Source organism: Halobellus inordinatus (assembly GCF_024464655.1).
Lineage (GTDB): Archaea > Halobacteriota > Halobacteria > Halobacteriales > Haloferacaceae > Haloquadratum > Haloquadratum inordinatus.
This window is the reverse complement of record NZ_JANHAV010000001.1, coordinates 790334-817104: the sequence shown is the minus strand read 5'-3', so window position 1 is coordinate 817104 and position 26771 is coordinate 790334. Positions and strand designations below refer to the sequence as shown.

The window sequence follows — 26771 nt, the reverse complement described above, 5'->3', positions numbered from 1 at the left end:
ACGCTGCGGCGAGGCCCACGTCGCCGACGTTGCCGGCCCTGGCACCCCGCCGGTGAGTCGACGATCAGGCGCTCCCACCCCCCGTTCCCAGGCCCCACCGCAACGCGAGTACGCCGTTGTCAGAGCAGGCTCGCCCGCGGTCGGGGACGCCGTCGACACCGGCCACCGCGTCTTCGGTGAGAGTGCTGGGGTCGGGAGCGCGCTTTTCACGCGCCCCTGCGAAGAGCCTGTATGAGCGATCCCGCACCAGATGTCGAGGTCGCGGAGGCGGTCCACCGGACGGCCGAGGACATCGGCTCAATGGAGATCCGCGGTGCGGCCACGATCGCTGCCGCCGCCGCCGAAGCACTCGGCGCGCAGGCAGACGCGAGCGACGCGGACTCGCCGGCAGCGTTCCGCGCCGAACTCCGCGCGGCCGCTCGAATCCTCTACGACACCCGGCCGACGGCGGTGAGCCTCCCGAACGCCCTCCGGTACGTCTTTCGCGACGTCGACGGGCGAACGGTCGAGGATCTCCGCGAGAGCGTTCACACGAGCGTCGCCGAGTTCTGCGACCGCCTGGACACGGCCCAGAGCGACCTCGGTCGAATGGGGGCGAACCGCCTCCGCGACGGCGACACGGTTATGACGCACTGTCACTCCACGGACGTCCTCGCCTGTGTCGAGACCGCGGTCGAACAGGGCAAGTCGCTGTCGGCGTACGTCAAGGAGACGCGGCCGCGGAACCAGGGCCACATCACGGCGGAGGCACTCTCCGAGATGGGCGTCGACGTGACGCTCATCGTCGACTCCGCGGCACGCCGCTACCTCAACGACGTCGATCACGTCCTCGTCGGCGCAGACAGCATCGCGGCCGACGGCTCCGTCATCAACAAGATCGGGACGAGCGGGCTCGCCGTCAACGCCCGCGACCGGGGAACACCAATCGTCTGTGCGGCTCAGACGATCAAACTGCACCCCGAAACGCTCACCGGCCACACCGTCGACATCGAGATGCGGGCCGAAGAGGAAGTCGTCGACGAGGAGACGGCCGCCGACATCGGCGATCCGACGGTGCTGAATCCGGCCTTCGACGTGACGCCGCCGCGGTACGTCGACGCGATCGTGACCGAGCGCGGGCAGTACCCACCCGAGAGCATCGTCACGCTGATGCGCGAACTGTTCGGCGAGAGCACTAGCGACCCCTGGGCGGAACCGTAACGCTACCGCACCGCCACCAGCCACAGAAGAGTTTTACCGGCGCACCGGCCATCTCGCGTCGATGGCGACTCCCCCGCATCTCTCTCCAAAGCTCGTCGTCGGAGTCGGTTCCGTGGCCCTCGCGCTCGTCGCGGCGTGGGCGACGATGGCGACGTCGGGCTACCCCACGAATCACGCCCTCCGATCGTGGCCGGCCGTCCTGGTCGGACGCCTGCGACGAGAACTCCCCCGCGGCGATCACCTGACCGCCGCGTGGGCCGCGATCGCGATCTGGTCGGTCCTCGTTTCGGGGCTGCACTTCGGCGGCGTCTATTACAACGTCTACACGGTACTGCCGTGGTGGGACCTGCTCACGCACGCGATGGGTGGACTCGGCGTCGCCGCGCTGCTCGGCGTCACCTTCCGCGGGCCGACGCTCCGCTCGCCGTTCTGGGTCGTCCCCGCCGTCCTCGCGATCGGAGCCGGATTCGAGGTCTACGAGTTCGTCTTCAAGACGTTCTGGCACCACTGGACGCTCGGCTTCTACGTGGTCGATACGATCATCGACCTCGTCGTAAACACGAGCGGCGCCGGTCTGTTCGCGGTCGCCGCGACGCTGTATCGTCGTCGCAGCGCGGTCGACGAGCGCGGATCGGTCGGCGCGCGGTCGGATTGAACGCGTTTCTCGGCTCGGACGCGGGTGACTATCGCGGCGTCTCGGTACCCCACTTTTCGATCGCCGTCCGGAGCGCGGGGCTCTCGTCGGCTTTCGACTCCAGCGAGCGGTCCTCGGCGTAGGCGTCGACGGCCGCGCGGAGCGCCTTCGCGCCCTCGTGGGTGCCGTCGGGATGACCGTGGATGCCGCCGCCGGCCTGCACGCAGACGTTCGTCCCCGTCGCGTCCAGCAGATCCGGGACCAGTCCGGGGTGGAGGCCGCCCGAGGCGACCGGCAACACGTCGTTGAGGCCGTAGAGATCGTCGCGGAGCCACGCGTTGATGCCGACGGTGTCCTCGTTCGCGAGTTTCCCGAGGCCGGCGGTGCCGGTGTGGAGCTGGTCGACGCCGACGAGGCGAGCGATCTGTGCGAGGACGCGCATCGAGACGCCGTGGTTCGGCAGGCGGTCGAACGCGGCGTGCATCGCCCGGTGGGCGTGGATAGCGAGCCCGAGTTCCTCACAGCGCTCGCGCACGGACTGGACGGCCGCCCAACCGGTGGTGATCACGTCGACCATCACGTACTCACAGCCCTCCGCGGCGACCTGGTCGACGCGTTCGAGCATCTCGTTCGTGTCGGCGGTGACGTTGATGAGGTAGGACTTCTTCTCGCCGGTTTCGTCTTCGGCGCGGTCCCGCTGGGCGAGACTCTCGACGAGGCGGTCGTGGAAGGGATTGAACGCCTGGTCGGTGAGGTTCTCGTCGTCTTTCAGGAGGTCGACGCCGCCCGTCCACGCCTCGTAGCCGACCTCGGCGTGCTTCTCCGTCGAGAGCCCGACCTTCGGCTTGGGGACCGTCGCGAGGATCGGCCGGTCGTCGACGCCGAAGATATCCTGGCGCACTGACGAGCCGAACTGCGGTCCCGCAAACGACGTCGCGAGGCCTTCGGGCCACTCGCAGTCGAGGAGGCGGATCGTCTCTACCGCCTTCATCCCCATAATGTTGCCCGCGATGCACGAGAGGATCTGCGGCATACTCCCGGGCTCGAAGAGCCCCTCGGGGTAGGCCACCTTGATCTCGGCGTCGCCGTCCCCAGTCTCGATGTCGAACGCGGTCGCGCCCATATCGGTGAAGCCCTCGCCCGTCGGGAGCGCCGCCCACGTTCCGTTGGAGGACTCCGAGGCGACGCGGGAGGCGGCGTCTTCGACGGACATCCCCTCGGCGGGGTCGATCCGGAACGTACAGACCAGATCCGCGTCGGCGGGGTCGTACGACAGGTCGATGAAATCCTCGTAGGTGATTCCGGCCATAGGGGACCGATTCACGCCCTGGACTGATAAATTTCGTCGCCGAACCGTATGCGGGCAGGCGAATCCGGCGGACTGCGTGGGGTTCACAGTCTGGACTCCGAGCCGACCACCCGGCCCTCGTTACGGTCGGCTTCGGTCGGGGTTCTCGGCGTCGTCTCCGGACTCTCCGAGCTCGTGTCGCACGCGCTCGAAGACGTCGACATCCGCTTCGAGCGTCCGCGCCACGGCGTCGGCGGCCCCGAGGAGCCACGTCGCGCGTTCGACGTGGGACTCGACGTCGCCCGGTCCGATCCGGTACCGCTCGACGAGCGTCTCGATCGTCGCGCCTTCGCTCCACTCCAAGAGGATACGCGCCAGTTTGACCGCACAGAGCCACGCCTCGAAGTCGTCGGCCTCGTCGGGCGCGGTCGTGAACTCCGCGGCGTGCCGCGTCGCGTACCGATAGATGTCGGCGCGTTCGCGGTTCCCGAGGTACGTCCCGCGCATATCAGGCGTCGCGCAGACGGCCCCGAGCGCGGTGCGGGCGGTGACGTCGGCGGCGGCCATCGACTCGATCGCCCGCACGGCCGCGACGAGTCTCGCGCCGGTTTCGGGGCGGACGTACTGGCGCGACACCGTCGCACCGAGGTCGGTCGCAGCGAGGGCGTCGCCGTCGCGCTCGCTGGATGGGCTGGCATCCGCGGCGCCGACGTCGAGCAGGTCCATCGCGGCCAACTCGTCGGCGACGTCGTCGAGAAGGCCGGAGAGGTCGACGTCGGGCGACTGGTGGGCGAAGAACGTCGCATCGAGTAAGTCGAGCACGCCGGGCTTCGAGTCGGCGAACCCCGAGGCGACCACCGAGAGGACGTGGGTGCGGAGCGCCTCGCGCGCGGTCAGTTGGGACTCGACCGCTTCGGGGCCGGCGTCGACGTAGCGGTCCCAGAGCCGGTCCGCCGTGCGCTCGTCGCCGACGAGGACCGCTTCACCGTACGGATCCAGGTGCGGGCGGCCGGCGCGGCCGCACATCTGGTGGACTTCGAGGACCGGCAGCGGACTCATCTCCTCGCCGGTGTAACGTTCGAGGTCGCGGACGACGACGCGGCGCGCGGGGACGTTCACGCCCGCCGCCAGCGTCGGCGTCGCACAGATCACACCGAGCGTCCGATCTCGGAACGCGGACTCGACCAGCGCGCGGTGCTCGCTCACGAGCCCCGCGTGGTGGAATCCCACGCCGGATTCGACCGCCGCAGCCAGTCGCCGGCCCGTCTCGGTGGCGCCGCTGTCGCGGATGTCGTCCGCGAGATCCGCTGCCGACGTAGCTCCCGACGCGGCACCGTCCAACGTCGTCTGGGCTGATCCGGGCGCGACGAGGTCTTCCTGCGCCAATCGCGTCGCGAGCGCCTCCGCTTCCCGGCGTGAGCGAACGAACGCGAGACACTGGCCGCCGCCGTCGATCGCGTCGGCGACGAGTGCCGCCGTCACTTCGGTGTCGTGATCGTCGCGTTCGTCGTCGGCGTCGACGTCGACCGTGAGCGTGCTGTCGTCGTCGAAGGCGACCGAGCCGTCGGCGTAGACGCCCGTGCGGAGGGAGACGGGCCGCCACGTCGACTCGACGAGTTCGGCGTCGAGCCAGTCCGCCACGTCGTCGGGGTTGTCGATGGTCGCCGAGAGCGCGACGATCTGGACGCCCGGCGCGCGCCGCTGCAGCGTCGCGAGCGTGACTTCGAGCGTCGGGCCGCGGCGCGGGCGACCCAGGAGGTGGACCTCGTCGACGACGACGCAAGCGAGGTCTTCAACCCACGACGCGCCGTTGCGGATCGCGGAGTCGACCTTCTCGGCGGTCGCGACGACGATGTCCTCGTCGCCGAGTTCCTCGGCCGGCGAGTCGAAGTCGCCCGTGGAGATACCGACGCTGACGCCGGGGAGTTCCGCGAACGACTCGTACTTCTCGCGGGCGAGCGCGCGCAATGGGACGACGTACAGCGCCGGTCCGTCGGCGGTCAGCATCGCCAACTCCGCGATCAGCGTCTTTCCCGACGCCGTCGGGATCGCGGCGACGACGTTCGCGCCCTCGGTGATGCCGGCGTCGACAGCCGCGGCTTGCGGCGGATACAGTTCGTCGATCCCCGAGTCGCGGTAGTGCCCGCGGACGGCCGCGGAGACGGGGAGATCCCGGACGTGCACGTCTACGAGTGGCGTCGGTATCGTATAAAAATTCGCGGGCGGAGCGAAGCGGCTACCCGCTCACAATGCGCGTCGTGGCGGGCAGATTGCCAGCGTTCGCCGCTCAGATGTAGTCGTGCTCGGCGAGTCGCTCGACGGCCTCGCGGAGTCGCTCCTCGCTTGCGGCGTAGGAGATCCGGGCGTAGCCGGGCGAGCCGAACGCCGAGCCGGGGACGGTCGCCACGTGGGCGTCCTCGATCGCGCCGGCGCACCACTCCTGGTCGTCGTCGTCGACGGGCAGCATCATATAGAACGCGCCGTCGCCGATCGGGACGTCGACGCCGTGCTCCTCGAAGAGGTCGGCGAGCATATCGCGGCGCTCGCGGAAGGCGTCGCGCATCTCCACGACGGCCTCGTCGGTGTTCTCGATGGCTTCCAGTCCGGCGTGCTGGACGAAGTTGACCGCACACGACACCGAGTGCGAGTGCAGTTTCGCCGCCTGCGAGATGAGCGATTCGGGCGCGTGAACGTAGCCGAGCCGCCAGCCGGTCATCGAGTACGCCTTCGAGAAGCCGTTGATAGTGACCGTCCGGTCGCTCATTCCGTCGAGCGAGCCGAGGCTCGTGGGCTCGACACCGTAGGTGATCTCCTGGTAGATCTCGTCGGAGATGACGGTGACGTCGTGCTCGACCGCGAGGTCGCGGACGCCTTCGAGCGCCGCGTCGGAGTAGACCGCGCCGGTCGGGTTCGACGGGGAGTTGACGACGAGCAGTTCGGTGTCGTCGGAAACCGCTTCCGAGAGGTCGTCGAGCGCGGGTTCGAGCTGGAAGTCGTAGGGCGCGAGGTCGACGCGGCTGAGCGAGCCGCCCGAGAGCTTCGCCATCGCCTCGTAGGAGACCCACGCGGGGTCGAGGAGGACGACCTCGTCTCCGTCGTCGATGAGGGTCTGGAACGTCTCATAGAGCGCTTGTTTGCCGCCGGGCGTGACGATTACCTCCTCCGATACGGCGTCGATGCCGTCGTTCCGGAGTTTTTCGGCGATCGCCGCACGGAGGTCCGGGATGCCGTTCGAGGGCGTGTATCCGGTGTGTCCGGCGTCCATCGCGTCCTTGCCGGCCTCGACGATGTTCTCCGGCGTGGGGAAATCGGGTTCGCCGACCGAGAGGTCGACGACGTCGACGCCGTCTGCTTCCAGTTCGCTCGCCTTGTTGCTGATTGCCAGCGTCGCGCTCGGTTCGACCCGTTCGACGCGGGCTGCGAAGTCGAAACTCATACCAACGTCTCCACCATATCGACCGCGGCGTTTACCGCTTCCGCACCTTTGTCGACGCGCTCCCGCGCTTCGGCCCCGCTTTGGCCCGGACCGGAGACGCCGAACGTGACCGGCACGTCCCGATCGAGACTGACGTCAGTCAGCGACTGGGCTGCCGCGTCGGCGATCACCTGATCGTGGTCCGTGTCTCCCGTGACGATCGCGCCGACGACGGCCACCGCGTCGATGTCGTCACGCCGCGCGAGCCGATCGGCTGCCAGCGGCGAGTCGTACACTCCGGGAATCTGGAGCGTCTCCGCGATCGTCGCGTCCCGTTCGTCGGCCGCCTCGCGCGCGGCCGCCGCCATCTGTTTGGTGACCGAGGAGTTGAACTCGGTCACCACCAATCCCAGCGTTGTCATACTCTTTCGGATCCACGGTGGCGTCAAAGAGGTATCGGCACGGTCGCGCGCGGCGGTCCTCAAGAAAGCGGCAAACACAAGAGTTGTAACCGCGTGGGAGTCAGGAAGTGACAATGAGTCCCGACGAGGTGTCGGGCGGGACCGCCGACGCGACGATCGGTGGAGAGCCGACGGGCGAGGCTCCCACGGACGTCTCCTCGCAGTCCCGCGCGGACCATCAGTTCGATCGTCGCCGCGCCCTCCTCGGTGTCGTCGGATTCACCGCCGTCGCGCTCGTCCTCCGTCTGGTCGCTCTCGGCGGCCGGATCTTCCACTGGGACGAGGGCCGCGTCGGCTACTGGATCCTCCGGTACCACGAGACGGGCGTCCACACGTACCGTCCCATCGTTCACGGCCCGTTCCTCCCGGTCGTCAACGACTGGCTGTTCGCCCTGTTGCCGGTCTCGGACTTCCTCGCGCGGTTTCCCGTCGCCGTCGTCGGCGGTCTGCTCCCGCTGGCCGCGTGGCTGTTCCGCGAGCGACTCCGGAACGTCGAACTCGTCGCGTTCGCCGCGCTGCTCGCGCTGAATCCGCTCGCCGTCTACTACTCGCGGTTTATGCGCAACGATGTCCTCGTGGCGGCGTTCGCCGTCTTCGCGCTCGGGTTCGTAGTCCGCGGGTTCGATACCGGGCGACTCCGCTATGCGTTCCCGGCGGCCGCGTCGCTCGGCCTCGCGTTCACGACGAAGGAGAACGCTATCCTCTACGTCCTCTGTTTCCTCGGAGCGGGGGCGCTGCTGGCGGATCACCGACTGCTCGCGGCGCGCGCACGAGAGGAACCCACCCGAGCGGTCTTCGCCCGCTGGCGAGCGGCGACGGTCGATCGGCTCCTCGCGCACGGACCGAACTCGCGAGCGTCGCTCGCCCGCGTTCTCGGTACGACAGTCGTCGCCCTCGTCATCTTCCTCGGGGTCGTGCTGTTCTTCTACGCGCCGCGCCCGGATCTGTGGCAGGCGTTCGGGGATCCGGCGCGGATTCCGAGCGTCGCCGACGCCGGCACGGTCGGCGCGGCCGAGAAGTTCGTCGACACGTGGGCTTCGGGGAGCCACCAGGATCACGCGTACCTGCCGTTCCTCTACGATCTGGTCGAGACGCTCGTCTACGGGGCGCCGGCGCTGCTCGCGTTCGGCCTCCTCGGAATCGTCGTCGATCGGTACGGGATTCGTGGTGAGGGCCCACGCGAGTTCGTCACGTTCGCGACGTACTGGGCCGCCGCGTCGCTGTTCGGCTACCCGATCGCGACCGACATCCAGGCACCGTGGGCGGCGGTCCACGTCCTCGTCCCGCTCGCCGTCCCCGCTGCCGTCGGACTCGGATTCATCGTCGACTCCGCACGCGAGGCGCTCGCCGCTCGCGACGCCGTGAGTGTCGGCCTCGCGGCACTCGTCGTGCTCGCGGCCTTCAGCGGTGCCGCCGCGGCCAACGCCGAGTACTTCAACTCCGCCTCCGAGGAGGACAAGAAAGTCCTCCAGTGGGCACAGCCCGAGAACTCGCTGAAGCCCACAATGGAGATCGTCGACGACGTTTCGGCCGCGAACGACGGCACTGACGTCCTGTTCGTCGGATCGCGACCGCCGGGTAACGACGGCGAGGTGTTCTACGTCCGCAACGAGTCCTCGCTCGCGACGGCGCCGCCGGGCGGCCCCGCGTGGCACGACCGCCTGCCGCTGCCGTGGTATCTGGAACGGTACGGCGCGAACGTCACGAGTTCGCCGCCCGACGCAGACGTCGCGACGGCGCTCTCGGACGCCCCGCCGGTCGTCATCGCGAAGGGCTACGACCGCGACGAGGTCGCCACAGAACTACCCGGCTACACCGCCTTCGAGCACAAATTCCGACTCTGGAACGACGACGTCGTCGTGTTCATCGAAGACGAGTCGCTGCAGCGTGTCGCCCCGGAGCGCATCGAGGAGACGAGTGAGGACGGCGCGGACAACGCAGACAGCGTGGGCAGCGGCGAATAACCACGTCCGTGCACATATCGTCGTGAGATTCGGCAAGGTTTATTCAGTATCCTCCAGTACCGTCGCCCGTGAACGTCACCGTACCCGGCCCCACGCTCGGCGTCGTCGGCGGCGGCCAACTCGGACGGATGCTCGCCGAGGCGGCCGCCCCGCTCGGCGTCGAGGTGATCGTCCTCGACCCGACGCCGGACTGCCCCGCAGCGCCGGTCGCCCGCGAACAGATCGTCGGTGACTTCGACGACCCCGAAGCGTTCCGCGAACTCGCCTCGCGTGTCGACGCGCTGACGTTCGAGATCGAACTCGCCGACGCGGCGTTACTCGACCGCGTCGCCGACGAGTTCGACCTCTCGGTTCACCCCGCACCGGAGACGCTGGAGACGATCGAGGACAAACTCGTCCAAAAGCGCGCGCTCGAAGACGCCGGCGTCCCGGTCCCGCCGTTCCGGCAGATCGACGACGCCGAGGACCTTCGCGCGGCGCTCGATGAGTTCGGCGCGGTGATGCTGAAAGCCCGCACCGGCGGCTACGACGGCCGCGGCAACGTCCCCGTCACCGACCCGGCAGACGCAGAAGAAGCGATGGACGCCGTCGGCGGCCCCGCGATGGCCGAGACGTTCGTCGACTTCGCGCGCGAACTCTCGGTCATCGCCGTCCAGGGCGACGACGAGGTCCGCACGTTCCCCGCGGGCGAGAACGTCCACGAGGAGGAGATCCTCCGGGAGACGATCCTCCCAGCCAGGACGACCGACGAGGTGCTCGAACGTGCCGAGGCAGTCGCCCGCGACGTCCTCGACACGCTCTCGGGGCGCGGCGTCTTCGGCATCGAACTGTTCGAGACCGAGGACGGAGAGGTCCTCGTCAACGAGATCGCCCCGCGGCCGCACAACTCCGGGCACTGGACGATCGAGGGCGCGCGCACCTCCCAGTTCGAACAGCACGTCCGCGCCGTTCTTGGCTGGCCGCTCGGTTCGACCCGCCTGCGATGCCCGACCGTGATGGCGAACGTCCTCGGCACCGCCGAGGAGTCCCAGCCAGCGCGACTCGGCAACGTCGAAGCCGTCCTGGGCGATCCCGACGCGTCGCTGCACTGGTACGGCAAAGACGAGGTGCGCCCGCTGCGGAAGATGGGCCACGTCACGCTGACTGGAGGGGGCGAACTCGATGCGGCCGCAGAATCGGACGCCGACGAACTCCTCGCGCACGCGAGAGACGTGCGCGACGCGCTGACGTTCGAGTGACGAACTGACCACCGCAGAACTCGAAGACAATGACCGACTACACGCCCGACGACGACTCCGACGTGACCGTACAGGACCTGATCGACCGCCTCCACGAGGAGGCCGACGCCGATCCCGCCACCACCCCCGACGTCGGGATCATTATGGGGTCGGATTCGGATCTCGACACGATGCGCGGCGCGCACGAGGCGCTCTCGGAACTCGGGTTCGCCGAGCAGACCGACTTCGGCGACGCGCCCGACGCGCGCTTCACCTACGAGACGTACGTCGTCTCCGCGCACCGGACCCCGGAGCTGATGTACGCCTACGGGGAGACGGCTGCCGACCGCGGTCTCGACGTCATCATCGCGGGCGCGGGCGGGAAGTCCGCCGACCTGCCGAATATGACCGCGTCCATCGCGTATCCGATCCCCGTCGTCGGCGTTCCCGTCCAGGAGAAGTCCGTCGACTCCGTCATCGGGATGCCGACCGGCGCGCCCATCGTCGCAGTCGACGCGGGGAAGTCGTTCAACGCCGCGCTGTCGGCCGCGCAGATTCTCGCGCGCGAGCACGACGAACTCGAATCCCGGCTGGTCGAGTACCACGAGGGGCTCGTCGGCGCGGTCGCCCGCGACTCGCGGGACCTGCACGACCTCGGGGTCGAAGGCTACGTGGCGAGCCGCGACGAGTCCTAACGAAAGCCGATTTCCGAGCCGTTCTGCGATTCCGTCTGTCCAGCCCGATGTAACGTTCGTCGGGTCCGCAGCCAGCGAAGTTCAGTAGTAGCACCTCAGTCGAGGTATAAATCAACGCTTATGGGGGGGGCCTGCTAACTGCCGGATGTTAGGGAGACTACGGAATGAGTGAATGGATCGCAATCGGTGCCCTTGGGCTCGTCGCCGTCGGCATCCCACTCGGGATGATGGCTGTGTCGGCGATACTCCGCCCATCGGTGCCAGAACAAGGTAAACGCGCCACCTACGAGAGCGGTGAAGTACCGACAGGAACGGCACGCGTCCAGATCAACATCCAGTACTACATGGTCGCACTGCTGTTTCTCGTATTCGACGTCGAAACCGTTCTCATCTTCCCGTGGGCCGTCATCTACCGGTCCGCGCTGGAGCAGGGCGCAGACCTCACGGCGGTGTTGCTGCCGATGCTGATTTTCATCGGTGTGCTCGTCGTCGGGCTGGTCTGGGCGTGGCGCAACGGCGCCGTCGAGTGGGTCAAAAGCCCGCTGGCGAACCGCCAAAAGACGGAGAGAAACGTATGAGTAGCGAACGAGACAAACCATTCGTCACGGACGACACGCAGGTACAGACCGCGACGCGAGACGCCCGGATGACGGGCTCGGGCGCGGACAACCGGTTCAACTCGAAACTTCGGGAGGCGTTCGGCTCCTCGCCGTTCATCCTCACGAAGTTCGACCAGTTCATGAACTGGGTCCGCGGCTCGTCGATGTTTATGCTGCAGTTCGGGATCGCCTGCTGCAGCATCGAGATGATGCACACCTACTCGGTGAAGCACGACCTCGACCGGTTCGCGGCCGGGGTCCCGCGTGCGTCGCCGCGACAGGCGGACGTCATCATCGTCCCGGGGACGATCGTCTCGAAGTTCGCCCCGCGGATGAAGCGCGTCTACGATCAGATGCCCGAACCGAAGTTCGTCGTCGGGATGGGTTCCTGTACGATCTCGGGCGGCCCCTTCCAGGAGGGCTACAACGTCATCAAGGGCGCAGAGGAGGTCATCCCCGTGGACATCCACGTCCCCGGATGCCCCCCGCGCCCCGAGGCGCTCATCTACGGCGTAGCGAAACTCCAGCAGCGCATCGCCGAGGGCGAGTCGAGTCCGGTGACGGTGAAACCGTACGAACTCGAACAGTTCGACGACCTCGAACGCGACGAAGTCGTCGACAAACTCGCCGAACAGATCGACGAAGAGGACCTGGTTATGCGGTACAACTGGGCTGATTCGCCATGAGCTTAGAAGAACCCGAACCCGAAGACGGAGCCGTCGAAGTGCTCCCGACCGCGGGCGACGAGATCGCCGAGTTGCTCGGTGACCTGGTCGTCGACCGCGAAGAACACGTCAACGCACCCGGCTTCGTGATTCGCCCGGACGCGGTACAGGAGACCCTGACGCGACTCCGCGACGAGGCCGGCTTCGATCACCTCTCGTGTGTCACCGCCGAAGAACGCGAGGATCGGTACGAGTCCATCTACCACCTCACGAGCTTCGACGACCGGCAGCGGGAGGTCAGCGTCGTCGTGCCTGCACCGAAGGACGACCCCGTCAGCGAGTCCGCCGAGCCGGTCTTCCGGACGGCCGACTGGCACGAGCGGGAGGCCTACGACCTGATCGGCGTCGAGTACGACGACCATCCGGACCTGCGTCGCATTCTCTTGCCCGACACGTGGCAGGGACACCCGCTCTCGGAGAACTACGACCAGGACCGACCGCAGATCGTCACGCTCTCGGAGTGGGAGAACCCGCTCGCCGAGGACCACCGCGAGGAGGAGGGCGACACGATGTACGTCAACATCGGGCCGCACCACCCCGCCACACACGGCGTCCTGCACGTGAAGACGGTACTAGACGGCGAGCAGGTCGCAGACGTCGATCCCGACATCGGCTACCTCCACCGCTGTGAGGAGCAGATGTGTCAGACGAAGACCTACCGTCACCAGATTATGCCCTACCCCGACCGCTGGGACTACGCGTCCTCGGGGCTGTTGAACGAGTGGGCGTACGCGCGCGCGGCGGAGGACCTCAACGACATCGACGTGCCGGAGTACGCACAGATCATCCGGACGATGGGCGCGGAGTTCTGCCGCATCGCCTCGCATATGCTCGCAGTGGGGACGTTCGCGCTGGACGTCTACGGCGACTTCACAGCGATCTTTATGTACGCGATGCGGGACCGCGAGAAGGTCCAGAAGGTCCTCGAAGACCTCACCGGCCAGCGGATGATGTTCAACTACTTCCGCTTGGGCGGCGTCGTCTGGGACCTTCCGGAACCGCGCGAGGAGTTCTTCGAGACGATTCGGGACTTCCTCGACGACCTCCCGGAGGCGCTCGAGGAGTACCACGACCTCATCACCTCCAACGAGATCCTGCAGGCCCGGACGATCGACACGGGCGTGCTGCCGCCGGAGGTCGCGAAGTCCTACGGCGCGACGGGGCCCGTCGCACGCGGGTCCGGAATCGACTACGACCTGCGCCGCGACGACCCCTACGGCTACTACGACGAACTCGAGTGGGACGTCATCACCGAGGACGGCTGTGACAACTTCAGCCGACTGCTCGTCCGCCTTCGCGAGGTCGAAGAGTCCGCGAAGATCATCGAGCAGTGCGTCGACCTCCTCGAAGACTGGCCCGAAGAAGAGCGGACGATCCAGTCTAACGTTCCCCGGACCCTGCGCCCGGAGGACGACACGGAGATCTACCGCGCCGTCGAAGCCGCGAAGGGCGAACTCGGGATCTACATCCGCGCTGACGGGACCGAGAAGCCGGGGCGGTTCAAGATCCGCAGTCCGTGCTTCTCGAACCTCCAGACGCTGCCGGAGATGTCCGCCGGCGAGTACATCCCGGATATGGTCGCATCGCTCGGTAGCCTCGACATCGTGCTGGGCGAGGTGGATCGTTGATGGTACCGCTGCAGTCACAGGTGCTCCTCCCCGAGCGGATCGCCGGTCTGCTGGGGCTCTCCGGCACGGTCGGACAGATCGTCGGCGGACTCCTCGGCGCCTTCCTCATCGCCAACTTGCTGTTGGTGCAGACGGCCATCGCCGGCCCGTGGGCAAAGCGGAAAATCACCGCCGCGTTCACCGACCGGATCGCCGTCAACCGGATCGGACCGTTCGGACTGCTCACCATCGTCACCGACGCCGTCCGACTGCTCTCGAAGGAACTCATCATTCCCGAAGACGTCGACCGGCCGTCGTACGACCTCGGCCCGCTTCTGGTGCCGTTCTCCGCGCTCCTCGGGTTCGCCGTGATCCCGATGGGCAACGGCATCCACCTCGCGGACCCCGAGACGGGGCTGGTCTTCGCGTTTGCCGCGTCCTCGATCGCCTCGCTCGGGATTGTGATGATGGGCTACGGATCGAACAACAAGTACTCGTTGCTCGGTGGACTGCGCGCGATCGCCTCGAACATCGCCTACGAGATCCCGCTCGTCGTCACCGCGGCGTCGGTGGTCGTCTTCACCGGGACGCTGCAGATGAGCGAGGTCGTCGCACAGCAGGCCGAGCCGCTTCTCACCGTCGCCGGCGTCACGATCCCGCAGTGGTTCGCGTTCGTCAATCCGTTCGCGTTCGTGCTGTTCGTGATCGCGAACCTCGCGGAAGTCGGCCGGAACCCCTTCGACGTGCCGGAGGCGCCGACCGAGATCGTCGCCGGTTTCCAGACGGAGTACTCCTCTGTGTACTTCGTCCTCATCTACCTCGGTGAGTTCATCCACATCTTCCTCGGCGGCGCGCTCGCCGCGACGCTGTTCCTGGGTGGACCGGCCGGACCGATCCTTCCGGGCTTCATCTGGTTCACGATCAAGATCTGGGCGTTCTACCTGTTCACCCAGTGGGCGCGCTCGGCGATTCCCCGCCTCCGCGTCGATCAGTTCCTCGACGTCGGCTGGAAGGGGATGCTCGTGCTCTCGTTCGCGAACCTGGCACTCACGGCCATCATCGTGGGAGTGATAGCATGATTGGCGTACTCAAATCGATGGCAACGACGATGAAACACGCACTGGACGGGCAGACGTTCACGGTCGAGTACCCCGACGTCGCGCCCGAAGTGAGCCCCCGATTCCGCGGGGTCCACAAGTTCAGCCAGGAGCGCTGCATCTGGTGTCGACAGTGCGAGAACGTCTGTCCGAACGACACCATCCAGATCGTGCAGGACGACCAGCGCAACGGCGAACAGTACAACCTCCACATCGGGCAGTGCATCTACTGCCGGCTGTGTGAGGAGGTCTGCCCCGTCGACGCCATCCTGCTCACGCAGAACTTCGAGTTCACTGCCGACACGAAGGACGACTTCGTGTACAACAAAGAGCAGTTGAAGAACGTCCCGTGGTACAAGGATATCGACCCGCTCAACTCCCGGGAACCCGACCGCGACGCGTGGATCGGCGAGGGCGAGGGCGAGGTGGATTACCAGTGAGTTGAGACGTTCCACAGCGGGACAGATCGCCGATCAAAGTCCGTCTGAGGCGGTATGCGCCGCCCGCGGACTTCTCGAAATGTTCAAAGGGATACCTCAAGGAGACAAACACAATGGTTTATGAAACCATCGCGTTCGCGCTGTTCGCCCTCGTGACCGTGGGCTGCAGCCTGGGCGTCGTCCTCGTGCGGGACATCTGGCACTCCGCACTCCTGCTCGGGGGCGCGCTCTTGAGCGTCGCGGTGCACTACGTGATGTTACAGGCGGAGTTCCTCGCCGCGATGCAGATCCTCGTCTACGTCGGCGGGGTTCTCATCCTCATCACGTTCGCCGTGATGCTGACGCGTACACAACCGGAGGTGAGTAGCACATGACCACGAAACCGGAACTGAATCTGGGTTCGCATCTCGTTCCCGGCCTCGCTGCTGTCGCACTGTTCGTCGTGATGGCCGCGACGATACTCTCGGCGTCGTTCCCCGATCCGCAAGGATTCGCGGGCGATGCGAGCATCGTCGCGAGCATCGGCTACGCGATGTTCAACCTCGAATTCGGGGATATCGCCGGTGAGAGCTTCCTCGCCGCGCTCATCATCATCGCCATCACCCTCGACGTTGCGCTCGACGGGTCGATCCACCTCGCACGCCGCGAGGGCGACCAGGGCGGATCGTCACTGCTGGCCGACGGCGGCCGGGAACTCAAGCAAAGCCTGTTCGAGGAGGACGACGACTGATGGTCCCCCCACAGTACTATCTGCTCCTCTCGGCCGCGCTGTTCTGTATCGGGCTGTTCGGCATCCTGACGCGGCGCAACGCGCTGCTGTTCCTGATGTCGGTCGAGCTAATGTTGAACGCCGCGAACATCAACCTCGTCGCGTTCTCCAACGTCTGGGGGAACGTGACGGGACAGACGTTCGGGCTGTTTATGATGGCGCTCGCCGCCGCCGAGGTCGCGATCGGGATCGGGATCATCCTGGTGCTGTATCGCAACTTCGACGACGTCGACGTCACCAAGGCGACAACGATGAGGTGGTAAGATGGTAGGGATATTCGACTTCGCACCCGCGATCGTGCTGTTGCCGTTCGTTTCGTTCCTCGTCGCGCTCGCGGTAGGCGACCGCTTGCCGAAAGGCGGTGCGCTGGCCGGGATCGCCGCGACGGCGGGATCACTGCTTTTGGCGGCCGCGACGTTCCTCACCGTCGCCGGTGGGCGGACGTACGACGCGACGATCTACACCTGGGCCGAAGGGATCGAAGCGGTCGATCTGACGTTCGGCATCCTGATCGATCCACTGTCGGCGATGATGCTTCTCATCGTGACGCTCATCGCCTTCCTCGTCCACGTCTTCAGTCTCGGATATATGAACGACGAGGGCGAGGTCGGCCTGCCGCGCTACTACGCCGGACTCGGACTGTTCACCGCGTCGATGCTCGGATTCGTCGTGGCGGACAACCTCCTGATGGCGTTTATGTTCTTCGAGCTGGTCGGGCTCTGCTCGTATCTGCTCATCGGCTTTTGGTTCCGCGAACCGGGTCCGCCGAGCGCGGCCAAGAAGGCGTTCCTCGTCACCCGCTTCGGGGACTACTTCTTCCTCGTCGGCGTCGTCGCCGTCTTCGCGACGTTCGGCACGGCTGCGTTCTCCGGATCGGAATCGTTCCCCGTACTCGCGGAGGCCGCACTCCACGGTGAGGCGACCGTGAACACGTTCGGCTTCGCGCCGCAGACGTGGTTCACGATCGTCGGTCTCCTCGTGCTCGGCGGCGTCGTCGGCAAGTCCGCGCAGTTCCCGCTGCACACGTGGCTGCCCGACGCGATGGAAGGTCCGACGCCCGTCTCCGCGCTCATCCACGCAGCGACGATGGTCGCGGCCGGCGTCTACCTCGTCGCGCGGATGTACGGCTTCTACGCGCTCTCGCCGGACGCGCTCGCGATCATCGCCCTGATCGGCGGTTTCACCGCGCTGTTCGCGGCGACGATGGGCGTCGTCAAGCGCGAGATCAAGCAGGTGCTCGCGTACTCGACGATCTCGCAGTACGGCTATATGATGCTCGCTCTCGGCGGTGGCGGCTACGTCGCCGCGACCTTCCACCTGATGACGCACGCCTTCTTCAAGGCGTTGCTGTTCCTCGGGGCCGGGTCGGTCATCATCGCGATGCACCACAACGAAGATATGTGGGATATGGGCGGACTGAAAGAGAAGATGCCCGTCACCTACTACGCCTTCCTCTCTGGCTCGCTCGCGCTTGCGGGTATCTTCCCGTTCTCTGGCTTCTGGTCGAAAGACGAAGTGCTGTATGAGACGCTCATCCACGGCCTCGGCGGGAGCCCCGTGCTCCTCGCCGCGTACGCGATGGGTCTCCTCGCCGTCTTCTTCACCGGGTTCTACACCTTCCGGATGGTGTTCCTCACCTTCCACGGTGAACCCCGCACCCAGACCGCGAGCGACCCGCACAGCGTTCGCTGGAACGTGAAGGGTCCGCTCGCCGTCCTCGGCGTTCTCGCGGCGACGACGGGCCTCGTGAATATGGTGCCGGTCGAGAAACTGCTGGGAATCGGCGGTATCGACTTCCTGCACCAGTGGCTCGATATGAGTACGGAGTCGCTGAACGCCCACCACTACGGCGAACTCATCCCGTACAGTTCCGCGTACATCGGCGGTGAGGCGACGACAGTGGCCATCGGTGCCGGCGTCTCGCTGGGCCTCGCGCTTGCGGGCGCGGGCCTCGCGCACCTGCTGTACAACGTCCCCGAACCGGTCGAACACACCGACCGTCTCGGCGGTATCAAGACACTGCTGTACAACAACTACTACCAGGACGAGTACCAGGTTTGGCTGGCGAACGGCGTCACGCGCCCGGTCGCACGCGTCGCGAACAAGTTCGATCAGGGCGTCGTCGACGGCGTCGTCAACGGCGTCTCCAGCGTCAGTCTGTTCTCCGGCAGTCGCGTTCGCCGGATCCAGACCGGCGTGGTGAGTAACTACGCGGTGCTGCTGACGCTCGGCCTGACGGCGTTGCTTCTGGCCTTCGGTCTTCTCGGAGGGTGGTTCGTATGATAATTGAAGCGCTCATCGGAGTCACGTTCCTCGCCGCGCTGGTCGTGTTCGTCGCTCCCGACGAGTACGCCGGCAAACTCGCGGCGGCACTCAGCGCGCTCCCGGTTCTCGGGAGCCTCTGGATGTGGGCACAGTACGACGCGAGCGGGAACGCCCTGCTGGGCGGGTCGATCGCGTTCGAGACAGACGTCGTCTGGCTGACGCTCGGCGGCCTCGACCTGCACTGGTTCGTCGGCGTCGACGGCATCAGCCTGCCGCTTGTCGTCCTCACGACGATCCTCACGACGCTCGCGATCGTCAGCGCGTGGACGCCGATCTCGAATCGAGAATCGCAGTTCTACGGGCTGATGCTCTTCATGGAGGCGAACCTGCTCGGCGTCTTCACGGCGCTCGACTTCTTCGCGTGGTTCGTCTTCTGGGAGGCCGTCCTCGTCCCGATGTACTTCCTTATCGGCGTCTGGGGCGGTCCGAACCGCCGCTACGCAGCGATCAAGTTCTTCGTGTACACGAACGTCGCGTCGCTCGTGATGTTCATCGGCTTCATCGCGCTCGTGTTCGGCCTCGGCGACTCGGTGTCGTCGATGCGGCTGCCCGAGATCGCACAGGCGCTCCGCGCCGGTGCACTCGGCGGCTTCGCCGGTCTCGACGCCGCGACGCTGAAGACGGTCGCCTTCGTGGCGACGTTCCTCGGCTTCGCGGTGAAGGTGCCGGTCGCCCCGCTGCACACGTGGCTGCCGGACGCTCACGTCGAAGCCCCGACGCCGGTGTCGGTGATGCTGGCCGGCGTCCTCCTGAAGATGGGGACCTACGCGCTGCTGCGGTTCAACTTCACGATGATGCCCGACGTGGCGACGGCGCTCGTCGTCCCCATCGCTGGCATCGCCGTCATCAGCGTCATCTACGGCGCGATGCTGGCGCTCGCACAGCAGGACCTCAAGCGCATCGTCGCGTACTCGTCAGTGTCCTCGATGGGGTACGTCATCCTCGGTCTCGTCGCGTACACGACCTACGGGGTCGGCGGCGCGACGTTCCAGATGATCGCCCACGGGCTGATCTCCGGACTGATGTTCATGGCGGTCGGCGTCATCTACAACACGACCCACACGCGGATGGTGGGCGATATGTCCGGCATCGCAGACCGGATGCCCCTCACCGCCGGCATCTTCGTCGCCGGCGCGTTCGGGTATATGGGCCTGCCGCTGATGGCCGGCTTCGCGGGCGAGTTCTTCATCTTCAAGGGCTCGTTCGCCTCCACCGTCCACTCGGCAATGCCGCTTTTCACGGCGGCCGCGATGTTCGGCATCGTCATCGTCGCCGGATACCTGCTGTTCGCGATGCAGCGGACGCTGTTCGGTCCCTTCAGCTTCGATGGCGAGTACGAGATCACGAACGCACCGACGCACGACGTCGCACCGCTGGCGGTGCTGTTGCTGTTGGTCATCGTGCTCGGCGTCGCGCCTGACCTGTTCTTCGGAATGATCCAAGACGCTGTGAACCCGATCCTCTCGGGAGGTGGGCTGTGATGTTCGACCTCGCACTGCAGGCAGAACCGGCAGCGACGTGGACGGCACTCGCCCCAGCGATCCTGCTCGGCCTGACCGGCCTGGTGCTGCTCGGGATCGATACGATTCGCACGGACGAAGCGAGCAACGCGCTCTTGGCTAGCGTGTCGGCTGGCGGGTCGCTCCTCGCCTTCGGTACCGCGGCGTGGTTCCTCGTCGCCGGCACCGGACAGGAGCGAACCGGCGGCGCGATCACGCTGTACGGCGACGCGCTCGTCGTCGACGGGATGAGCCTCTTTTTCACGCTCATCTTCACGATCGTCACCGCGATGGTGGTGGTCGCCTCCTACGACTACCTGCGCGATCACGAGCACCGCGCGGTGTTCTACTCGCTCGTGCTGTTCGCGGCGACGGGGATGACGCTCCTGTCGATGGCGAACTCGCTGGCGACGGTCTTCGTCAGCCTCGAACTCGCGTCGCTGCCCTCCTACGCGCTCGTCGCGTTCCTCAAGAACGACAAGGGGAGCGTCGAAGCGGGGCTGAAGTACTTCCTCATCGGCGCTGTCTCCTCTGCGGTGTTCGCGTTCGGCATCAGCCTCGTGTACGCCGTCACGGGATCGCTCGTGCTCGGTGACGTCGCCGCCGCGGTCAACGCGCCGGAGATGGCCGGCGTCCTCGGCATCGGCGTGCTGATGATGATCGGTGGGTTCGCGTTCAAGACCGCTTCCGTGCCGTTCCACTTCTGGGCGCCGGAGGCCTACGAGGGCGCGCCCGCACCGATCTCGGCGTTCCTCTCGTCGGCGTCGAAGGCAGCCGGCTTCGCGGTCGCGTTCCGCGTCTTCGTCGAGGCGTTCCCGCTGGGCGCACTGCCTGCGGGCGTCGACTGGGTGATCGCGTTCCAGGTGCTCGCCGTCGTCACGATGACGCTCGGTAACTTCGCGGCAGCGACCCAAGAGAAGGTCAAGCGGATGCTCGCGTACTCCTCTATCGGGCACGCGGGTTACGCGCTCATCGGCCTCGCCGCGCTGACCGCCGGCGGACCCAACGGGGACGTCCTCGGGGCGTCGATGGCGCACCTGCTCGTCTACGGCTTCATGAACACCGGCGCGTTCCTGTTCATCGCCTTAGTCGAACACTGGGGCGTCGGACGGACGTTCGAGGACTACAACGGCCTCGCGTCGACGGCACCGATCGCCGCCGTCGCGATGACCGTGTTCATGTTCAGCCTCGCGGGACTGCCGCCGTTCGGCGGCTTCCTCTCGAAGTACGCCCTGTTCTACTCGGCGATCGAAGCCGGGTTCTGGTGGCTCGCCGCCGTCGGCGCGATCAACAGCGCGCTGTCGCTGTTCTACTACAGCCGCGTCGTCAAGGCGATGTGGATCGAGTCGCCCAGCGGTGACTTCGAGATCCAGAGCCGCCCGGTCGGGCTGTACGCCGCCGTCATCTTCGCCGGCCTCGGGACGCTGCTGTTGCTCCCGGCGTTCGGCCCGGTCATCGAGACCGCACAGACCGTCGCGGCGACGCTGTTCTGATCGGCGTCTCCGGGCGTTCTTGTTTTCTTTCTAACTGGTATACCGAACTTCGGCCGACCAGATGACGGTAGGGTTTTGGCCGGCGCGTTCGGATGCCCGCGTATGCAACGGCGGTTGGTTCTCGGGTGCGGTTCGGCCGTGCGCGGAACCATCGAGCGCCTCGCCGAGTGGCCCGGCGAATTAGTCATCCTCTCACAGCGCGGCGACGTCGTCGACGCTATCGGCGCCGACGGAGTCACGACGAAGCGGCGCGCCCCGGCAGACGCCGAAGCGTTCCCGGACCGGGCAGAACTGGTGTTCGTCGCGAGCGACGACGCCGCGGCGAACGCCGAGGCGGCCGCTGAAGCCCGCGAGCAGTTTCCGGACGCACAGCTCGTGGTGTATCTGAGTGCTGGAGCGACCGCACAGGTACGCGAACGAATACTAGAGACCGCAGATCGCGTTATCGATGCCGAGCAGATCCTCCTCGACCGCGTCCGAGAGTTGACGACCGCTCCCGGCGCGGAACGGATCCATCGACTCTTCGCGACGCTCCGTCGCATCGACGGGCGGCTGGCCGTGGTGATGCACGACAACCCCGACCCGGACGCGATCGCGAGCGCGCTCGCACTCGCCCGAATCGCCGCGTCCGTCGACGTCCCCGCGGACGCGTGCTACTTCGGCGACATCTCTCACCAGGAGAACCGCGCCTTAGTGAACCTGCTCGACCTGGCGCTCGTCGAACTCGACGACGGCACAGACCTCGCGGAGTACGACGGCGTCGCTCTCGTCGACCACTCCCGTCCGGGCGTCAACGACGGGTTGCCCGGCGACACCGAGATCGACATCGTCGTCGACCACCACCCGCCGCGCGCGCCGGTCGAGGCGCACTTCGTCGATCTCCGGCGCGACATCGGCGCCACCAGTACGCTCTTGGCGGAGTATCTTCGCCGGGCAGGCATCGAGCCCGAGGAGTCGCTTGCGACGTCGCTGCTCTTCGGGATCCGCGTCGACACGAACGACTTCGCTCGGGAAGTCTCCCCCGCCGACTTCGAGGCGGCGGCGTGGCTGCTCACCTACGCGGACCTCTCGATGCTCGATCGGGTCGAATCGCCCAGTATGACGTCGGCGGTGTTGGAAACGCTGGGGCGAGCGATCCACAACCGCGACGTCCGCGGCGACGCCTTGGCCTCGAACGTCGGGGCGATCAGCGACCGCGACGCCCTCGCGCAGGCAGCCGATCGGCTGCTGAATATGGAAGGGATCCGCATCGCGATCGTCTACGGGTTCCGCGACGGGACCGTCTACGTCTCCGGGCGCGCACGCGGTACCGACGTAGATCTCGGGGAGACACTCCGCGACGCGCTCGGCGCGATCGGAAGCGCCGGCGGACACGCGGATATGGCCGGCGCGCAGGTGCCGCTCGGGATCCTCGCCGACGCCGACGACGAATCGATCGAGGAACTATCCGAGGTCGTCACCGAAGTCATCGCCAGTCGGGTCTTCGAGACGCTCGAAGACGCGACCACGCTCCTCGACGTCGGCGCAGACGACACCGAGTGGGCCTTCGAGTTCCCGTTCGAGGTGGACGAAGAGTGACGAGAGGCACCCTTTTCCACGGGGACCGCGTAGGCTCGAAAATGAGCGGGAGACCGAAGGTCAAAGAGTACATGACGCGTGAGGTGCAGACCGTCTCGCCGACCGACACCGTCGCCGACGTCGCACGCCGGATCAAAGAGAGCGAAGGACACAACGGATTTCCCGTCTCCGACGGCCGAAAGGTCGAGGGGTTCGTCACGGCCAGCGATCTGCTCTTAGTCGACGACGAGGACCCGATCTTCACCGTGATGACCGAGGACATCATCGTCGCCCACCCCGAGATGGACGTGATCGACGCCGCGCGCGTGATCCTCCGGTCAGGCATCCAAAAGCTCCCGGTCGTCGACGACGCCGACAACCTCGTCGGCATCATCTCGAATACGGACGTCGTCCGCTCACAGATCGAGCGGGCGACGCCGGAGAAGGTGGGCAAACTGATGCGCACGCTCGAACAGATCCACGACGTCAGTCTCCACGAGGAATCTCGCGTCGTCGAGTTGGACAATCTCACGCCGACGCAGGCGCGTGTCTACGCCGACGAACTCGAGGGGCGGCAGTACGAACTCGAACGCGGACTCGCCGAACCGCTCGTGGTCATCGATAACAGCGGCGAATTCCTGCTGGCGGACGGCCACCACCGCGTGATGGCGGCGTTCCAACTCGGAATCGAGGAGATGGACGCCACGGTGATCGTCTTAGACGAACGCGTCGATCTGGGAATGCAACGGACGGCCGAAAAGGAGGGGCTCTCGTCGATCGAAGACATCGAAATCGCCGACTACGGCCGGCACCCGCTGATCGAAGCGACCCAGCGGTTACAGGAGTAGTCCCCGCCCGGCTGCGGCCGCTCTCTATTCTCCCCGGGAGGCCGCGTCCGCTTTCCACTCTTCGATCAAGGCCTTCGCTGCCTCGACGTCGGCCACGCGCTCGCGACGGTAGTCTCTGCCACCGGGCGCTTGATGCAGGCGGTCGAGTCTGACGACCCACTCGCCGTCGGGTCGGCGGCGACGACGTAGCGTGACGTACCCGTCCTGGCGCGTCCACTCGACGAGCCGTTCCTCCTCACGAGTCCGTGTCCACTCCATACCGATGGCTCGCACGTCGCGAGCCTGTATCTTCCGAATAGGGTCGCACGACCGCGTCGCGATCAGTCGGCGAGGCCTTTGGACGCGGACTCGACGGCTTCGAGGCTGGCGAGCGGTCCGGTGCGCGCGCCGCATTCGGGGCACTCGGGATAGCCCAGATCGTCATACCGGACTGCATCCGCGGGTAGTTCGGCTCCGCAGGCGGCACACTCGAAGTACGTGGGCCAGTCGAAGTCCATACTCCAAGTGTCACGGGGATATGTAATAGTTAATGAGTGGTTACGACCGGTATCTGGCCGGATTTTCGCCCGCCGGGACCCCACAACGCGACCGTACCTTCTTGTACGTTTGCGCGGAAGCCCCCGGTGTGACGCCTCTCGAACGACGAACCGACGCGGCACAGACGACGCTCGCCAACGTGGGCGCGGACGCGCTCGTCTGTGTCCCCGGACGGAACCTCCAGTATCTCACCGGCCTCGTCGAATCCCAGCGCGAGAGACACTTCCTCTTCGTCGTGCCCGCCGAGGGCGAACCGACGTTCTTCGTCCCGGCGCTTGCGGCCTCGCAGGTCCGAGCAGAGTCGTGGGTGCCGGACGTGCGGGCGTGGGACGACGAGACGGATCCCGTGAGGGCGCTCTCGGAGCTGTTCGACGATCTCGGGATCCCGGCGGCGTCGCACCTTCTCGTCGACGACACGATGTGGGCGACGTTCACTCGAGACGTGCGCGAGATTCGTCCGGACGCCACGCTCGGCCTCGCCAGCGAGGTGCTCGCAGACCTGCGAATCAGAAAGGACGATACCGAACTCGATGCGCTTCGACGGGCCGCAGGGGCCGCAGACGACGCGATGAAGCGCGTTCGCGGCCTCGGCAGCGACGCCGTCGGGCTGACAGAATCCGAACTCGCAGCCCGGATCGAGTCGTTTCTCGCCGACGCCGGCGGCGACGGCGTCTCCTTCGAGACGATCGTCGGCTCCGGACCCAACGGCGCGATGCCGCATCACACGCACGGCGAGCGAACGATCGGGGCCGGCGACCCGGTCGTCGTGGATTTCGGAACGCGCGTCGACGGCTACCCCAGCGACCAGACTCGAACCGTCGTCTTCGACGGCACCCCTGGCGAGCGCTTTCGCGAGGTCCACGAGGTGGTCAGACGCGCGCAGGAGGCGGCCGTCGACGCAGTCGAACCAGGGGTGGCTGCTGGCGCGGTCGACGCTACCGCGCGCTCGGTCATCGAGGACGCGGGCTACGGCGAGCGGTTCATTCACCGGACGGGCCACGGCGTCGGCCTCGACGTCCACGAAGAGCCATACATCGTCGCCGACAGTACGCGAGAACTGGAGCCGGGGATGGTCTTCAGCGTCGAGCCCGGTGTCTACCTCGACGGCGCGTTCGGCGTCCGCATCGAGGACCTCGTCGTCGTCACCGACGACGGCTGTGAACGCTTGAACACGACGGATCGCGGGTGGAAGTGCTGAGGAGCGCCAGCAGTAGTCGCACCTGACGGATACGAGGATTACGCCTCGTCAGCGTCCGTTGGGTTGTCGGAGTTGCCAGCGTCCTCCGGGTCCGCCGAGTCCTCCGCTGCGTCCGCTGCGTCCACACTGTCGTCCTCCGGACCGAGCAGCGCGTCCACGTCGGCGTGATCGTAGAGGAGTTCGCTCATCCGGGTGATCGTCTCCTCGTCGCGGGCGCGGCCGGTGTTGACGACCGCCTCCGCGCGGTCGACGACTGAGAGGGTGTCTCCGGTGACGAGCAGGACGGGCACGCCCTTCTGTTCGGCCTTGCCGAGCACGGCCGGCGACGGGCGGTGTCCGCCGGTGAGGATGATGGCGTTGACGCCCGGGGCCTCCAACGCTGCGGTGATGATCTCCGCGCGGTCGCCGCCGGTGATGACTGCGGCGTTCTTGGTGCGGCGGAAGTACCGGAGAGCGGCGTCTCCGCCCATCGCGCCGACGAGGAAGCGCTCCACGTAGGCCCCGCTGTCGCCGTCGACGGCGACGTCGGCGCCGAGTTCGGCGGCGAGGTCCTCGACGGTCACGCCCGCGAGGTCACGCTCGCGCGGGACGACGCCGAGAACGGGGATCCCGCGTCCTTCGAGGAACGGCACGCCCTGCTGTTCGAGGTCGTCGAAGGCGGCGTCGCTCACGCCGTTGAACAACACGCCCACGAGGCGGTCGCCGAAGGCCTCCGCAGCGGCGACGACGTCGTCGAGGTCGCCCGGGTTCTCGTAGTTCGCCACGAGGAGCACGTCGGCGTCGAGCCGCGACGCGATGTCCACGTCGGTCAGATCGACGATCCCACCGGTGGTCCACGAGCCGCCGCCCTCGACGAGCATCAGCCCGCAGTTGGCCGCGAGCTGTTCGAAGTACTCCTCGATGAGGGCGCCGAGTTCTTCGGGGTCCTCCTGCCCGCGGATCGCGCCGTCGACGAACGTCGGCGAGTAGACGATCGGCTCCATCTGGTGCATCTCACAGTCCAAATCGAGGAGTTCTCGCGCCAACATCGGATCCTCATCGAGCGTCTTGCCGACGTTCGACTGGAGCCGCGTGCCTTTGGGCTTCATATAGCCGACGTCGAGGCCGCGCTCCTGTGCGAGTCGGCCGAGCGCGAGGGTGACTGCCGTCTTGCCGGTGCTTTCCTGGATCGAAGCGACGAGTAGGGTGTTCGTGTGCATCTGT

At 66.7% G+C, this 26771-nt stretch carries 26 protein-coding genes; 19 read left to right on the top strand and 7 right to left on the bottom strand.

Annotation, left to right across the window (positions count from 1 at the left end; translation table 11 throughout):
* The first annotated feature begins 231 nt into the window (after positions 1-231).
* Together NO347_RS04150 and NO347_RS04145 are read left to right on the top strand one after the other, a co-directional pair.
* On the top strand, positions 232-1200 hold the full coding sequence (locus NO347_RS04150) for a ribose 1,5-bisphosphate isomerase (RefSeq protein WP_256288384.1): 969 nt from the start codon (positions 232-234) through the stop codon (positions 1198-1200).
* A 61-nt stretch (positions 1201-1261) separates the two neighbouring features.
* Positions 1262-1855, top strand: a complete 594-nt coding sequence (locus tag NO347_RS04145; protein WP_256288383.1) for a DUF2238 domain-containing protein — start codon at positions 1262-1264, stop codon at positions 1853-1855.
* A gap of 28 nt (positions 1856-1883) precedes the next feature.
* On the opposite strand, the gene rbcL is transcribed toward NO347_RS04145, so the two are convergent.
* The 4 genes from rbcL to ribH form a co-directional block, all read right to left on the bottom strand.
* The gene (rbcL, locus tag NO347_RS04140) at positions 1884-3143 is read right to left on the bottom strand and encodes a type III ribulose-bisphosphate carboxylase (RefSeq protein ID WP_256288382.1); all 1260 of its coding nucleotides are present in this window, start codon (positions 3141-3143) and stop codon (positions 1884-1886) included.
* A 120-nt stretch (positions 3144-3263) separates the two neighbouring features.
* Complete coding sequence (locus NO347_RS04135) at positions 3264-5306, bottom strand: DEAD/DEAH box helicase (RefSeq protein ID WP_256288381.1); 2043 nt, start codon at positions 5304-5306, stop codon at positions 3264-3266.
* Positions 5307-5409: 103 nt separating this feature from the next.
* Positions 5410-6558 (bottom strand): pyridoxal phosphate-dependent aminotransferase, encoded by a 1149-nt coding sequence (locus NO347_RS04130; protein ID WP_121568387.1) that lies wholly within the window; start codon positions 6556-6558, stop codon positions 5410-5412.
* Positions 6555-6959 (bottom strand): 6,7-dimethyl-8-ribityllumazine synthase, encoded by a 405-nt coding sequence (gene ribH, locus NO347_RS04125; protein ID WP_256288380.1) that lies wholly within the window; start codon positions 6957-6959, stop codon positions 6555-6557. Before ribH ends, NO347_RS04130 begins: the two co-directional genes overlap by 4 nt.
* Positions 6960-7072: 113 nt before the next feature.
* On the opposite strand from ribH, the gene NO347_RS04120 reads away from it, so the two are divergent.
* The 16 genes from NO347_RS04120 to NO347_RS04045 all read left to right on the top strand — a co-directional run bounded on the left by NO347_RS04120 (position 7073) and on the right by NO347_RS04045 (position 23833).
* Positions 7073-8962: a flippase activity-associated protein Agl23 gene (locus NO347_RS04120; RefSeq protein ID WP_256288379.1), complete on the top strand. Its 1890-nt coding sequence runs from the start codon at positions 7073-7075 to the stop codon at positions 8960-8962.
* A 68-nt stretch (positions 8963-9030) separates the two neighbouring features.
* Positions 9031-10200 carry a 5-(carboxyamino)imidazole ribonucleotide synthase gene (locus NO347_RS04115; protein WP_256288378.1) on the top strand — a complete coding sequence of 390 codons (1170 nt, stop codon included), beginning with the start codon at positions 9031-9033 and terminating at the stop codon, positions 10198-10200.
* A gap of 29 nt (positions 10201-10229) precedes the next feature.
* Entirely contained in the window at positions 10230-10874 is a 645-nt protein-coding gene (gene purE / locus NO347_RS04110; protein ID WP_256288377.1) for a 5-(carboxyamino)imidazole ribonucleotide mutase, read from the top strand.
* A gap of 164 nt (positions 10875-11038) precedes the next feature.
* Positions 11039-11452 carry an NADH-quinone oxidoreductase subunit A gene (locus NO347_RS04105; RefSeq protein WP_256288376.1) on the top strand — a complete coding sequence of 138 codons (414 nt, stop codon included), beginning with the start codon at positions 11039-11041 and terminating at the stop codon, positions 11450-11452.
* The gene (locus tag NO347_RS04100) at positions 11449-12159 is read left to right on the top strand and encodes an NADH-quinone oxidoreductase subunit B (protein WP_121568381.1); all 711 of its coding nucleotides are present in this window, start codon (positions 11449-11451) and stop codon (positions 12157-12159) included. Before NO347_RS04105 ends, NO347_RS04100 begins: the two co-directional genes overlap by 4 nt.
* Positions 12156-13826, top strand: coding sequence for an NADH-quinone oxidoreductase subunit D (locus NO347_RS04095; RefSeq protein WP_256288375.1), 1671 nt, complete (start codon positions 12156-12158; stop codon positions 13824-13826). Before NO347_RS04100 ends, NO347_RS04095 begins: the two co-directional genes overlap by 4 nt.
* Positions 13826-14884 (top strand): complex I subunit 1/NuoH family protein, encoded by a 1059-nt coding sequence (locus tag NO347_RS04090; protein ID WP_256288374.1) that lies wholly within the window; start codon positions 13826-13828, stop codon positions 14882-14884. Before NO347_RS04095 ends, NO347_RS04090 begins: the two co-directional genes overlap by 1 nt.
* The gene (locus NO347_RS04085) at positions 14881-15342 is read left to right on the top strand and encodes a NuoI/complex I 23 kDa subunit family protein (RefSeq protein ID WP_121568378.1); all 462 of its coding nucleotides are present in this window, start codon (positions 14881-14883) and stop codon (positions 15340-15342) included. Before NO347_RS04090 ends, NO347_RS04085 begins: the two co-directional genes overlap by 4 nt.
* A gap of 113 nt (positions 15343-15455) precedes the next feature.
* Complete coding sequence (locus NO347_RS04080) at positions 15456-15716, top strand: NADH-quinone oxidoreductase subunit J (RefSeq protein ID WP_089768442.1); 261 nt, start codon at positions 15456-15458, stop codon at positions 15714-15716.
* Positions 15713-16072, top strand: coding sequence for a proton-conducting membrane transporter (locus NO347_RS04075; RefSeq protein ID WP_256288373.1), 360 nt, complete (start codon positions 15713-15715; stop codon positions 16070-16072). The genes NO347_RS04080 and NO347_RS04075 overlap by 4 nt, the downstream gene beginning before the upstream one ends.
* Complete coding sequence (nuoK, locus tag NO347_RS04070; RefSeq protein ID WP_121568376.1) at positions 16072-16374, top strand: NADH-quinone oxidoreductase subunit NuoK; 303 nt, start codon at positions 16072-16074, stop codon at positions 16372-16374. Before NO347_RS04075 ends, nuoK begins: the two co-directional genes overlap by 1 nt.
* Position 16375: 1 nt before the next feature.
* Positions 16376-18394, top strand: a complete 2019-nt coding sequence (nuoL, locus tag NO347_RS04065) for an NADH-quinone oxidoreductase subunit L (protein WP_256288372.1) — start codon at positions 16376-16378, stop codon at positions 18392-18394.
* The gene (locus NO347_RS04060; RefSeq protein ID WP_121568374.1) at positions 18391-19917 is read left to right on the top strand and encodes a complex I subunit 4 family protein; all 1527 of its coding nucleotides are present in this window, start codon (positions 18391-18393) and stop codon (positions 19915-19917) included. The genes nuoL and NO347_RS04060 overlap by 4 nt, the downstream gene beginning before the upstream one ends.
* Positions 19917-21428: an NADH-quinone oxidoreductase subunit N gene (locus NO347_RS04055; RefSeq protein WP_256288371.1), complete on the top strand. Its 1512-nt coding sequence runs from the start codon at positions 19917-19919 to the stop codon at positions 21426-21428. Before NO347_RS04060 ends, NO347_RS04055 begins: the two co-directional genes overlap by 1 nt.
* A 102-nt stretch (positions 21429-21530) precedes the next feature.
* Entirely contained in the window at positions 21531-23006 is a 1476-nt protein-coding gene (locus tag NO347_RS04050) for a DHH family phosphoesterase (protein WP_256288370.1), read from the top strand.
* A gap of 41 nt (positions 23007-23047) precedes the next feature.
* A complete protein-coding gene (locus NO347_RS04045) occupies positions 23048-23833 on the top strand; it encodes a CBS pair associated ParBc domain-containing protein (RefSeq protein WP_256288369.1) in 786 nt (261 codons plus the stop codon).
* 24 nt (positions 23834-23857) lie between these two features.
* Here NO347_RS04045 and NO347_RS04040 read toward each other — a convergent pair whose 3' ends face one another.
* Both NO347_RS04040 and NO347_RS04035 read right to left on the bottom strand, forming a co-directional pair.
* A complete protein-coding gene (locus NO347_RS04040; RefSeq protein ID WP_256288368.1) occupies positions 23858-24091 on the bottom strand; it encodes a DUF7543 family protein in 234 nt (77 codons plus the stop codon).
* Positions 24092-24153: 62 nt separating this feature from the next.
* A complete protein-coding gene (locus NO347_RS04035; RefSeq protein ID WP_199722988.1) occupies positions 24154-24330 on the bottom strand; it encodes a hypothetical protein in 177 nt (58 codons plus the stop codon).
* 128 nt (positions 24331-24458) lie between these two features.
* On the opposite strand from NO347_RS04035, the gene NO347_RS04030 reads away from it, so the two are divergent.
* On the top strand, positions 24459-25568 hold the full coding sequence (locus NO347_RS04030) for a M24 family metallopeptidase (protein WP_256288367.1): 1110 nt from the start codon (positions 24459-24461) through the stop codon (positions 25566-25568).
* Positions 25569-25606: 38 nt separating this feature from the next.
* Here NO347_RS04030 and NO347_RS04025 read toward each other — a convergent pair whose 3' ends face one another.
* Positions 25607-26767, bottom strand: coding sequence for a phosphotransacetylase family protein (locus NO347_RS04025; RefSeq protein WP_256288366.1), 1161 nt, complete (start codon positions 26765-26767; stop codon positions 25607-25609).
* Between the last annotated feature and the right edge of the window lie 4 nt (positions 26768-26771).